The following is a 10454-nucleotide window of genomic DNA, read 5'->3' on the forward strand; positions in this document are numbered from 1 at the left end:
CCGATGAGCCGACCCCTCAGCCCGTCGACTTGGCCGCCTTCTCGGCACGGGCCGTGCCCCCGACGAGCCTCGTCGAACCGCCCGCGCCCGCCGCGACGCCGACGCTTCCCCCCGTGTTGGCCTTCGTCGCGTCGCTGATCAGCACGGTCGTCGTCAACGTCGGTTCGGCGATCTTCAACGTCGTTCAGGCCGTCGAATCGTGGGTCGCCGGACCTCCCCTGCTTCCGCCGGGAAGCACGGTCACCGTGCGCAGCTCGTCCGTTCAGCTGAGCAACGGGCAAAGCGTGCAGGCCGATTGGTACTTCCCCGCGGGCGACGAGCCGCCCACGAAGATGATCCTTCTGCAACACGGCTTCTTCGCCCTCGGCCCGATGTACAGCTACACCGCGGCGAACCTGGCCGAACGGACCGGCAGCATCGTGGTCACTCCCACGCTGTCGTCGAACCCCTTGGCCGGGGACTCCTTCTGGCTCGGCGGCACCGGCATGTCCAAGGCGATCGCCGACCTCTTCGTCGGCGATCGGGCAGCCCTCACCGCGAGCGCGGTCGACGCCGGGTTCGCCACCCGGTACGGCGCCGACGCGACGCTGCCACGTCGGTTCGCGCTCGCCGGCCACTCCCTGGGCGCCAATTTGGTGTCGGGAGCGGCCGGGTTCCTGGCCGAGAGCGGTGCAGCGGGTGATCTTGTCGGAGTCATCCTGCTCGACGGCGTGCCACGCGACGAGACGTTGCCCGACGCCCTGGCCAAACTCGACGCCTATGAGGCCGAGACGGGTCACTACGTGCCGATCCGCGAGATCGGTGCGCCGTCGAACTTCTTCAACTCGTCGAGCTCGGTCAACGAAGACCTTTCCGCGGCACGGCCGTACAGGTTCAACGGCGTCGTGCTCACCGGCGGCGTGCACATGGACTCGATGCGCGGAGGCAACCCCGTCATCCAGCTGGTCGCGTATCTCGTCGCAGGGTTTCCGCAGCCTCAGAATCCCCCGGCCGTGGAGGCGTTGGCGATCGACTGGCTGGGCCACTGGTTCGCCTGCGACACCACCGACGGGGACCATCGGGTGCCGGGCTCCAGCTTCGACGTCGACACCGCCGAGGGCACGGCACACGCCGTCGTGATCGGGACGCGGGGCGCTTCGACGGCCCGGCGGCTCCAGGAGATCCCCGTCACGTTCGAGTCCTCGACGCCGTCGACGATCCCGCCAGCCAACCCACGAATGGCCAGCTTGAGCGCCTGAAGTTCATGGATTGGCCAGCATTTTGGGGCAAATCCCAATCCGGTGTTTCATCGCGGACGGCGACGGGAACATCCTGCGCACCATTCACGTTGTGGTGACACCGGCTCCGAACCGAGAGGACATCAATGGCTACCGACTACGACGCTCCCCGCCAGAAGGAAACCGACGACGTCGACGACTCGCTCGAAGAGTTGGCAGGACGGCGCAATGACGCCGCCACCGCCGTGCTCGACGTCGACGACGGCGAGGAACTCGAAGACTTCGAACTGCCCGGAGCAGACCTCTCCGGTGAAGAGTTCACCGTGCGGGTGGTCCCCAAGCAGCGCGACGAGTTCACCTGCTCGAGCTGCTTCCTGGTCCACCACAGCCACCGCCTGGCAAGGCAGGTCGGCGATCGGATGATTTGCGCCGACTGCGCCTGAGTTCATCGCATTGGGCTCGGCCACCGCGTGCGAACTGAAGACGTTGGGTCCGAACGTGATTCGCTCACCGAGGTCGATTGCCGTGCGGATGTTCGCGGTCGTCGTACGCCGCCCTGTTCACGTTGACGGCGGGCATGTGCGATTCAGCCCAGCCCCGCAGGCCGGCGAGCGGGCCAGCTAGCGACCGTCCCAGATCGGTGAGTCCGTAGTGGACGCTGGGCGGCGAGGTCGGCTCGACCCTGCGGCGCACCAAACCGTCGCGCTCGAGATCCCGCAACGTCGATGCCAACATCTTTCGGGAGATCCCGGTGGCGCCGCGGAGCAATTCCCCGAATCTCAACTCTCCCTGCTGACGATCGAGCAGCACGATGAGCATCACCGTCCACTTGCCGCCTATGCGATCCAGCAGCCCGCGCGTCGGACAGGTGACGCTGAACAGATCGCCCCTAGCTCCCTCACGCTGGCGGGTCACCACGGCGTAACCAGGTGTCGCGAAAGTGCCATCTTGGCAGCGTAGCAACGGTCTCCTACGGTTACCGCATCTCCATTGGTGACCGTTGAGGGGGGATCGAACACATGGAAGCGATCGTCGTGCACCGCGACGGAATCGACCTGACCGTGCGCGTCACGGGGGCGGGGACACCGCTGCTCCTGGTGCACGGCTGGCCCCACACCGGGCTGCTGTGGCGAGGCGTCGGCGGGCTTCTCGCCGACCGGTACCGCGTCATCGCGCCCGACCTTCGTGGCGTCGGCGGCAGCACGCGGGCCGCTTGCGGCTACGACCTGCACACCCTGGCTGATGACCTCGATGCGGTGCTCGCGGCGTTGGACGTCTCGGGCGCCGTGACCGTCGGGATCGACGTAGGTGTGTCCGTGGGCTGGATGCTGGCCGCGCGTCACCCCAACCGGGTTCGGGCGCTGGTCGTGATGGAGGGCTTACTGGGCCGCTTGCCTGGGGCAGAGGAGTTCCTTGCCACTCCCCCATGGTGGTTCGGCTTCCACGCCATCGACGGCCTCGCCGAATCGGTCGTCGTCGGACACGAGGAGCGCTACATCGGCTGGTTCCTCGACCACGGCACCGCCCGCGGGGGCGTGGAACCCGACCTCCGCGCAGCCCTCGTCGGTGCGTACACCGGGGTCGAGTCGCTCCGCTGCGGGTTCGAGTTCTATCGCAACGGCGCAAGCACCGAAGAGCAACTGGCAGCGGCGCTCTCCGACCCGGGGCGGCGCGACATCCCGACTCTCGCCATCGCGGGTGGGGTCGTCGGTGAGGCCCTGCACCACCAATTACGGGGCTTCACAACCGATTTGAGTACGCATGACGCCGGCCACTGCGGCCACCTCATCCCGCTCGACGATCCGGAGGGGTTGGCAGCCACCATCGACGGGTTCGCGCACGATCTCCACATCCGCGAGACCGACTGCGGCCCACGGCGGCCCTGACCTACCGCGCAGGCCGCCGCGAATCGATCACACCGGTGTTGAACCCGGCCAGGTGCAGACCGCCCGCGAACCGCGCATGCTCGATCTTCAGGCAGCGGTCCATGACGGCCTGCAGTCCGGCCGCCTCGGCGTCATGGGCCACCTGCTCGTGCCAGAGACCGAGCTGCAACCAGATGGTCCTGGCCCCTACGGCGATCGCCTGCTCCAACACCGATGGCAAGTCGTCATGGCGCCGGAACACGTCGACCAGATCAGGAACCACGGGCAGGTCGGCCAACGTGGCGTACACCGGAGCGTCACCGACGGCCTTGATGGTCGGATTGACGAGATAGACGTCGTAGTCGCTCGACGACGCCAGATAGGTATTGACGAAATAGCTCGCCCGCGCCGAGTTGGCCGACGCACCGACGATCGCCACGCTGCGGGTCTCGCGCAGAATGCGCTGGCGGGTCAGGGCGTCGGGCCCGATCCAGGTCCTGGTGTGACTCATTGGGTGGTCACCTCGTCTTGGGTCGACACGTCGTGGGCGCCGGAGGGCAGGAGCGGAGCGACCGGGGATTGGGCGCCGGAGGGCAGGAGCGGAGCGACCGGGGATTGTGCCTGCGTCAGGGCCTGGTCGAGATCCCAGATGATGTCCTCGACGTCCTCAAGTCCCACACTGATGCGGACCAGTTCGGGACCGACGCCGCCGGCGCGCAGCTGCTCGTCGGTGAGCTGGCGGTGCGTGGTGCTGCCCGGATGGATCACCAGGGTGCGGACGTCGCCGATGTTGGCCAGGTGACTGGCCAACTGCACGGAGTTGATGAACTTCTCCCCTGCGGCACGGCCGCCGCGAACACCGAAGGCGAACACCGCGCCGGGACCGTCGGGCAGATAGGTGGCAGCACGTTGATGGTGGGGATGCGAGGGCAGACCCGCCCATCGGACGTACTCGACGCGTGGATCGGCGTCCAACCACCGTGCCACCGCGCCCGCATTGGCCACGTGTGCGGCCATACGCTGCGGCAGCGTCTGTACGCCCTGTAGTAGCTGAAAGGCCGACTGCGGAGCAAGGCTGGCGCCAAGATCCCGCAGTTGCTCGCTGCGCAGCTTGGTCAGGAATCCGTACTCACCGAAGTTGCCCCACCAGCTGAGCCCCCCGTAGGAAGCGACGGGCTCGGTCATTTGCGGGAAACGACCTGCGCCCCAATCGAACTTGCCCGATTCGACCACGACGCCGCCCAACGTGGTGCCGTGCCCCCCGAGGAACTTGGTCGCCGAGTGGACGACGATGTCGGCGCCATGCTCGATGGGTCTGCACAGTGCGGGGGTGGCGACCGTCGCGTCCACCACGAGGGGCAGACCGGCATCGTGCGCGACGGCGGCCAGCCCCGCGAGGTCGGCGATCTCGCCGGACGGGTTGGCGATGACCTCGGCGTATACCAGTTTGGTCCGGTCGGTGATCGCCGCGGCGTAGTGGGCCGGATCGGTGCCCGGCACGAAGGTGGTGTCGATGCCGAACCTGCGCAACGACACGTCCAGCTGGGTTACGGTGCCGCCGTAGAGGCTGCCTGCGGCGACGATGTGGTCACCCGCCCCCGCGAGGGCCGCGAACACCGCGAATTGGGCCGAAAGGCCGCTGGCGGTCGCAACGGCCCCGATGCCGCCCTCCAGGCTTGCGACGCATTCCTCGAATGCCGCCACCGTCGGGTTTCCGATGCGGCTGTAGACATTCCCGTACTTCTGCAGCGCGAAGAGGTTGCCCGCGTCGTCGGTGTCGGTGAACACGAAGCTGGCGTTCTGATAGATCGGCACGACGCGGGCGCCGGTGGCGGCGTCGGGGCGCTGGCCGGCATGGATCGCCCGGGTGGCCAGGCCGAAGGTTCGGTCACTCACAGCCCCGACTATGACAGGTCGATCGGCCCGGCGTGTTTCGGCTTGGCATCGCACTCGCGAGAACACCTGTTCGGATAAAAATCGTCGCGAGGAAATCGGCTGGCCCGACGCTGAGTTCACGCAGATCCAATGTCTGGCCCGCCGACACCGGGAGCGCCAACATCGAGTACGAGGACACGCCGATGGGAGGACTCCGCATGGCGACGCGGGCCGGACATTCGCAGAGCACTCGGGGTGGTCACGCACTTCGGCCGCTCCTCGACGACTGGACCTGGCAACATCACGGTCGCTGCCTGAACCTGCCGTCAGAGGTGTTCTTTCCCGATGACGCCGCCCGGAGGGACCGTCGCGCCCGCGAGGAGCGGGCGAAGCGCATCTGCCAGAGCTGCCCGGTCATCGCCGAATGCCGCGAACACGCCGTCCGAACTCCCGAGATCTACGGCATTTGGGGTGCGACGACTCCGCGTGAGCGGGCGAGATCCATTGCGGCCTTCCACGAGGGCCATCGGGTGGGGTCCGTCCCGTGAGTCGGCCGGAACGACTACCGGCGTTCGGAAACGACGGCTTCGAGGTGGGCCAGCGCATCGGCTCCGTTGTCGGCCAGGAAGACCAACTGCGCCAAAGGAATTGGGAGAAACCCGTCGGTCTCCATCCGGCGGAGTTGGAGTATCAAACCGTCGTAGAAGCCCGCGGTGTTCAGCAGGACCACCGGCTTGTCGTGCCTGCCGTGTTTGCGTAGCTCCAGGATCTCGGTCGCCTCGTCCAGCGTGCCCATGCCACCCACCATGACGACCACCGCGTCCGACTCGGCCAGCATCAACGCCTTGCGTTCGGCGAGGTCTGCTGCGAACACCATCTGGTCGGCATCGGCCCTGGCAAACGTTCGGAGGAACTCGACCGAGATCCCGACGAGTCGACCGCCGGAGGCGCGTACGCCGTCGGCCACGACCTTCATCAGCCCGGTGTCGGAGCCGCCCCACACCAGTGCGTGGCCTCCCCCTCCCACGCGTTCGGCGAACTGACGCGCGGCTTCGGTGTATTGTTCGTCGAGGTCCGCGGCAGACAGAAAGACGCAGATCTTCACGGCAACAGTCGCTTTCGATGGACAGGTGGAGGGGTGGGGTCAGAACGGGCTACTGTTCGCCTTGGCGTCCGCGGGCCGTGGCCCGTAGCGCTCGGCGTACGCCTCGTGCAGACGCGCATCCCGACTGCGCCGGAGCACGTCCACCAGGTTCGGGTCGAGGTCGTGCTGGGCGAGCCGGTGACGCCGCCAGATCTTGTTGAGTGCCAGCGACATCAGCAACGCCCAGATGTAGATCGGGGCCGTCATCTCCAGATGGACGTAGAGCGAGGCGGGTAACAGCCAGAGCGGTGCGAGCACGACGAGCGGAGGAATGGCCATCCGGATGACGTGCCGGCGGACGGCGCCCTCCCCGGCCAGGTCCTTGGCTACCCAAGCCGCCATCGAGGCTGGCAGCCGTCGGCCATAGGAATATGCGACGTACTGCATCGGCGTGGGTCGATTGGTGGTCATCATGCGACTCCTTGTTGTCGGTCGTTCACGCGTTCAGGGCGCCTGCCGCCAGCGCAGCGGTATTGATCCGGGTCAGCACGCGGTGCAACTCTTCGAGTTCGTCCAGCTCGACGCCCAGCCGCGCGACGACGGCGGGAGGAATGTCCAGCGCGCGTCGACGCAAGGCGCTTCCCTCGGAGGTCAATTCGACGTCGGTGGCGCGCTCGTCGACGGCGCTCCTGGTCCTGGTGATCAAACCGAGGGCCTCGAGGCGCTTGAGCATCGGCGACAGGGTGGCCGAATCCAGTTGCAGTGCAACGGCGATTTGCTTGACCGACAGGGCGGGCCGCCCATCCGACGTCTTCTGGTGATCCCAGAGCGCCAACATGACCAGATACTGCGGATGGGTGAGACCCAACGGCTCGAGCAGCGGCCGATACACCGCGAGGACGGCGCGGTTGGTCACCGCCAACGCGAAGCACACCTGTTGCTCGAGGGCGAGCGGATCGGCTGACGTCGGCATATTTACATAGTACACAGATAATTAGTGCACTATCAATGTGGGGTCTGGTCGACCCACTGGCGGTGACGACGCCACCGCCGCGCGACTCGAGTTGACCCAATCTGCGTGTTTGGGCTAAGAAATATCTGCCCCAGACCATGGCGAGGGGCTTCTGCCTGCGCACTCGCGGAAACTACCTCCTAGCTGCGGCAAACCAAGTTGTTCGGTTGTCCACGAGGAGCGGAGATGAACGTAGGCGGCGACCTGCGCGCGCACACGGACGGGCACCAGCCCGAGTCGGCCGACGCGACGGTCCCTGACCCCGCCGCGGATCGCGTCGGTTGGTTCCGGCACTACGCCGATGCTGACCGGTGGGAATGGTCGCCGCAGGTGCAGGCCATGTTCGGCTACGAGCCAGGCACCGTCACGCCGAACACCGAATTGGTCTTGTCGCACGAGTATCCCGATGACTACGGCCAGGTGACAGCCACGCTCGAAGACGTCCGACAGCACCGCCGCGCGTCGAGCACCAACCATCGCATCGTCGACACCGGCGGCGCCATCCACCAGGTCATGATCGTGGCCGACACGCTGGTCGACGACTCCGGTCAGGTCGTGGGCACGCATGGCTTCTACGTCGACCTCACGCAGCTGCGGCAGGGCCAAGAGGACAAGATCACGGCAGCCGTCGCGGACATCTCCGAGAACCGGGCCGTCATCGAACAGGCCAAGGGCATGGTGATGTTCGTCTACGGCATCGACGCCAACGCGGCGTTTCACCTGCTGCGTTGGCAGTCGCAGCAGCACAACGTGAAGTTGCGCGTCGTCGCCGAACAGATCGCCGAGGACTTCACTCGGGCCGCTCAGCAGCATCCCGTCGATCGCGCGACGTACGACAACCTCCTGCTCACCGCCCACACCAGGGCCGCCAGCCGGAGGTGAGCTCCGGCGAAGAAGATCCCCAATGCAGGAGTACCCCGGCGACACCGGGGTAAGGTTCCGTTGGAACGGAGCGCAGTCCGGACTGTTCTCCTTCAAGTCCTTGGCAGTTCTACCCGTGAGCCTCCGAGGGCGACCGAAGTGGCAGACGCCCCAGGACCCCGGGTGGCCCATTCAGGAAAACAGCCCGCCGACTAGGGATCAGGCAATCTGATCGACACGCGCAACGGGGCCAACCGACCGAACGGCGCCGCTTTAGCCCAGACACTCTGCTGCAGTTGCGATTTCAGCGCCCACGTTGCGTTCCATCATGTGGACTGCCGCAGCCCCGAGTTCGGGCATCGATGGCGACCACTGCGAGACCGGTCCGCGGCCGGATGCCGATGGGACTCGACATGTCGATCCCGAGCGGCGCGCTGTCACCCATGCCGTTCGGATTCCCTCGTCCACGGCTCGCGACACACCCAAACGGCGCGTATGGCGCGAAGCGTTAGTTCGGATCGTTCGTTTGTTCGTAGACTCCAAGGCAGTGCACGAACTCTGCGAACGGTAGGTGGCACATCATGACATTGCGCTTCTTGGGGTTGGATTTCGGGCAGGGGCACGCCCAATCGGTTCACGGTTGACATGGCGCTTCAGGAGCAGTTGCTCGCCGCGGTCGGCGACCACCGAGGGCAGGATGCGGCCGATCGATTGTGCTATGCGTGCGTGACCATCTTCGGTGTCGACGCGGCGGCCATCTCGGCGGTGTTCGATGGCACCAACATGGGCACCGTGGGGGTGAGTGCGCCAACGGCCCGCACGTACGACGAACTGCAGTTCACCCTCGGCGAGGGACCGTGCCTGGATGCTGTCGAGCTTCGCTCGCCAGTCATGGCCGAGGACCTCGAGGATCCGAGCGAACTGCGCTGGCCGGCGTACCGGCCCGCGATCCTGGCCCACCGCATTCGTAGCGTGCACGCCACGCCGGTGGTGGTGGCCGGTGAATACGTCGGTGCGCTGGACCTGTTTCGCAGCCAACCGGGAAGTTGGCCGGGCGACACGGCGGCGGGGGCGCTGATCGTAGCCGAGCTGGCCAAGGTCCCGTTCCTCGATCTGCTCACCGATGACGTTGCGATGGCGATCAGCGATCCCGCGAGCGACGCCTGGGCCGAACTGGGCGTGTTCGCCCGTGCCGAGGTCAGTCAAGCCACCGGGATGCTGGTGGCCCAGCTCGACGTGACGCCCGCCGTGGCGTTGGTCCGCCTACGCGCGCACGCGTATGCCACTGGTCGCACCGCCACCGAAGTGGCCCGCGACATCATCGATCGGCGGCTTCGACTGGACGCCGACTGATGGGAGCGGTTTACCTCTCGCCCGGGACGGCACCGCAGCCCCGGTACATCAATGGTGGAGGGAATCCGCAATGACCGAACCGGCTCGCGAAACCCGGGTGTTGGCGGCGGTGGTCTCGCTAGTGGACAGCTTGCTCTTCGACTTCGACGTCGTGGATGTGCTCACCGAACTCACCGAACGCTGCACCCAGCTGCTCGACGTCGACTCGGCAGGTTTGTTGCTCGCAGGCCCGCGGGGCGACCTACACCTGATGGCGGCCACCTCGGAGCAGGCCCGACTGTTGGAACTGTTTCAGCTCCAGTCCGAGGAAGGCCCGTGCCTGGAGTGTTATGCGACTGGAAAGCCGATTTCCGTCTCGGACCTGGGCGCCGTTTCGCAGCGCTGGCCCCGGTTTGCTGCGGCCGCGAGTGACGCGGGGTTCGCCTCGGTACACGCACTTCCCATGCGCGCCGCAGGCACGGTGTTGGGCGCACTGGGCTTATTCGGCAGTCGCCCAGGCGAACTCAACGACCCCGATCAGCTGGTCGGCCAGACATTGGCGCACATTGCCAGTGTGGCGATCCTTCAGGAACACCCGCCCACCGCCGACACCGTGCTGCCGGCCATGCGCAATGCTCTGGTGAGCCGAGTCGTGGTCGAGCAGGCAAAGGGGTTCCTGCGCGAGCGACTCGACGTATCGGTGGAGACGGCGTTCGGACTCCTCAGGGGTTACGCCCGAAAGCACGGTGATCACATGAGCAACGTCGCACGGCGACTCATGACCGATCCTCAGTCTCGCCCGGCCATCATCGAAGCGATGGTCCAACTGCACTCATCCTGAGAAGCCGCGTTGACGGCGCCGAGCCGCGAAGCGAATGACGGTGCGCCGCAGTGGTATGCGCGAAAAAGCAGTCGGACGAAACGACGGCGGTCACTGGTCCGTCCAACGGCGTCGCGCTTATTGACGTGGCGCCGTCCTTCGGGTCACGTCACGGACATACCATTCCACCAGGCACTCGATCGCAAACCCACCGGTTGTTTCGGTGGCCCGCCGGGTACTGCGTCAATCATGGACCATTCGCGGGCGCCGATGCTCGAGGCGCTGGCCGACTATCACGCCAAGGGCCGCTACGGTTTCAGCCCACCGGCACACCGGCAGGGGCGCGGCGCCGATCAGCGAGTCCTCGACGTGCTCGGAAGTCAGCCGT

The 10454-nt window shown here is 66.5% G+C and carries 13 protein-coding genes and 1 pseudogene; 8 read left to right on the plus strand and 6 right to left on the minus strand.

Annotated elements, in window-relative coordinates; genetic code table 11:
- Together ABW137_RS20715 and ABW137_RS20720 are read left to right on the plus strand one after the other, a co-directional pair.
- A partial coding sequence (locus ABW137_RS20715; RefSeq protein WP_526403315.1) for a dienelactone hydrolase family protein occupies positions 1-1238 on the plus strand: 1238 nt, incomplete at its 5' end.
- A 125-nt stretch (positions 1239-1363) separates the two neighbouring features.
- A complete protein-coding gene (locus ABW137_RS20720; protein ID WP_526403316.1) occupies positions 1364-1660 on the plus strand; it encodes a DUF4193 family protein in 297 nt (98 codons plus the stop codon).
- A 64-nt stretch (positions 1661-1724) separates the two neighbouring features.
- Here ABW137_RS20720 and ABW137_RS20725 read toward each other — a convergent pair whose 3' ends face one another.
- Complete coding sequence (locus ABW137_RS20725) at positions 1725-2135, minus strand: winged helix-turn-helix transcriptional regulator (RefSeq protein ID WP_526403317.1); 411 nt, start codon at positions 2133-2135, stop codon at positions 1725-1727.
- 101 nt (positions 2136-2236) lie between these two features.
- Here ABW137_RS20725 and ABW137_RS20730 point away from each other — a divergent pair, with 101 nt between their 5' ends.
- Positions 2237-3103, plus strand: coding sequence for an alpha/beta fold hydrolase (locus ABW137_RS20730; protein ID WP_526403318.1), 867 nt, complete (start codon positions 2237-2239; stop codon positions 3101-3103).
- A 1-nt stretch (position 3104) separates the two neighbouring features.
- On the opposite strand, the gene ABW137_RS20735 is transcribed toward ABW137_RS20730, so the two are convergent.
- A complete protein-coding gene (locus ABW137_RS20735) occupies positions 3105-3593 on the minus strand; it encodes a CoA-binding protein (protein WP_526403319.1) in 489 nt (162 codons plus the stop codon).
- Positions 3590-4978 carry an O-acetylhomoserine aminocarboxypropyltransferase/cysteine synthase family protein gene (locus tag ABW137_RS20740; RefSeq protein WP_526403320.1) on the minus strand — a complete coding sequence of 463 codons (1389 nt, stop codon included), beginning with the start codon at positions 4976-4978 and terminating at the stop codon, positions 3590-3592. The genes ABW137_RS20735 and ABW137_RS20740 overlap by 4 nt, the downstream gene beginning before the upstream one ends.
- A gap of 197 nt (positions 4979-5175) precedes the next feature.
- Here ABW137_RS20740 and ABW137_RS20745 point away from each other — a divergent pair, with 197 nt between their 5' ends.
- Entirely contained in the window at positions 5176-5505 is a 330-nt protein-coding gene (locus tag ABW137_RS20745) for a WhiB family transcriptional regulator (RefSeq protein ID WP_526403321.1), read from the plus strand.
- Positions 5506-5519: 14 nt separating this feature from the next.
- Here ABW137_RS20745 and ABW137_RS20750 read toward each other — a convergent pair whose 3' ends face one another.
- From ABW137_RS20750 to ABW137_RS20760, 3 genes are read right to left on the minus strand one after another with little or no spacing between them, the layout of a single operon-like run.
- Entirely contained in the window at positions 5520-6062 is a 543-nt protein-coding gene (locus ABW137_RS20750) for an LOG family protein (RefSeq protein ID WP_526403322.1), read from the minus strand.
- A 39-nt stretch (positions 6063-6101) separates the two neighbouring features.
- Positions 6102-6512 (minus strand): DUF5313 family protein, encoded by a 411-nt coding sequence (locus ABW137_RS20755; RefSeq protein WP_526403323.1) that lies wholly within the window; start codon positions 6510-6512, stop codon positions 6102-6104.
- A gap of 25 nt (positions 6513-6537) precedes the next feature.
- A complete protein-coding gene (locus tag ABW137_RS20760) occupies positions 6538-7014 on the minus strand; it encodes a MarR family winged helix-turn-helix transcriptional regulator (RefSeq protein ID WP_526403324.1) in 477 nt (158 codons plus the stop codon).
- A 225-nt stretch (positions 7015-7239) separates the two neighbouring features.
- Between ABW137_RS20760 and ABW137_RS20765 the strand changes: the two genes are divergently transcribed.
- The 4 genes and pseudogenes from ABW137_RS20765 to ABW137_RS20780 all read left to right on the plus strand — a co-directional run.
- Positions 7240-7935 carry an ANTAR domain-containing protein gene (locus ABW137_RS20765; RefSeq protein WP_526403325.1) on the plus strand — a complete coding sequence of 232 codons (696 nt, stop codon included), beginning with the start codon at positions 7240-7242 and terminating at the stop codon, positions 7933-7935.
- Positions 7936-8559: 624 nt separating this feature from the next.
- Positions 8560-9267, plus strand: a complete 708-nt coding sequence (locus ABW137_RS20770) for an ANTAR domain-containing protein (protein WP_526403326.1) — start codon at positions 8560-8562, stop codon at positions 9265-9267.
- Between the two features lie 70 nt (positions 9268-9337).
- Positions 9338-10087 carry a GAF and ANTAR domain-containing protein gene (locus ABW137_RS20775; RefSeq protein ID WP_526403327.1) on the plus strand — a complete coding sequence of 250 codons (750 nt, stop codon included), beginning with the start codon at positions 9338-9340 and terminating at the stop codon, positions 10085-10087.
- 228 nt (positions 10088-10315) lie between these two features.
- A pseudogene (locus ABW137_RS20780) lies at positions 10316-10454 on the plus strand (aminotransferase class I/II-fold pyridoxal phosphate-dependent enzyme); the annotation flags it as partial.

Source organism: Mycobacterium sp., from assembly GCF_040509115.1.
Lineage (GTDB): Bacteria > Actinomycetota > Actinomycetes > Mycobacteriales > Mycobacteriaceae > Mycobacterium.

Excerpts from the sequence above, each read along its gene's own strand:
- ABW137_RS20720 (WP_526403316.1), top strand. The coding sequence starts at position 1,364 with ATGGCTACCGACTACGACGCTCCCCGCCAGAAGGAAACCGACGACGTC.
- ABW137_RS20730 (WP_526403318.1), top strand. The coding sequence starts at position 2,237 with ATGGAAGCGATCGTCGTGCACCGCGACGGAATCGACCTGACCGTGCGC.
- ABW137_RS20735 (WP_526403319.1), bottom strand. The coding sequence starts at position 3,593 with ATGAGTCACACCAGGACCTGGATCGGGCCCGACGCCCTGACCCGCCAG.
- ABW137_RS20745 (WP_526403321.1), top strand. The coding sequence starts at position 5,176 with ATGGCGACGCGGGCCGGACATTCGCAGAGCACTCGGGGTGGTCACGCA.
- ABW137_RS20755 (WP_526403323.1), bottom strand. The coding sequence starts at position 6,512 with ATGACCACCAATCGACCCACGCCGATGCAGTACGTCGCATATTCCTAT.
- ABW137_RS20760 (WP_526403324.1), bottom strand. The coding sequence starts at position 7,014 with ATGCCGACGTCAGCCGATCCGCTCGCCCTCGAGCAACAGGTGTGCTTC.
- ABW137_RS20765 (WP_526403325.1), top strand. The coding sequence starts at position 7,240 with ATGAACGTAGGCGGCGACCTGCGCGCGCACACGGACGGGCACCAGCCC.
- ABW137_RS20770 (WP_526403326.1), top strand. The coding sequence starts at position 8,560 with ATGGCGCTTCAGGAGCAGTTGCTCGCCGCGGTCGGCGACCACCGAGGG.
- ABW137_RS20775 (WP_526403327.1), top strand. The coding sequence starts at position 9,338 with ATGACCGAACCGGCTCGCGAAACCCGGGTGTTGGCGGCGGTGGTCTCG.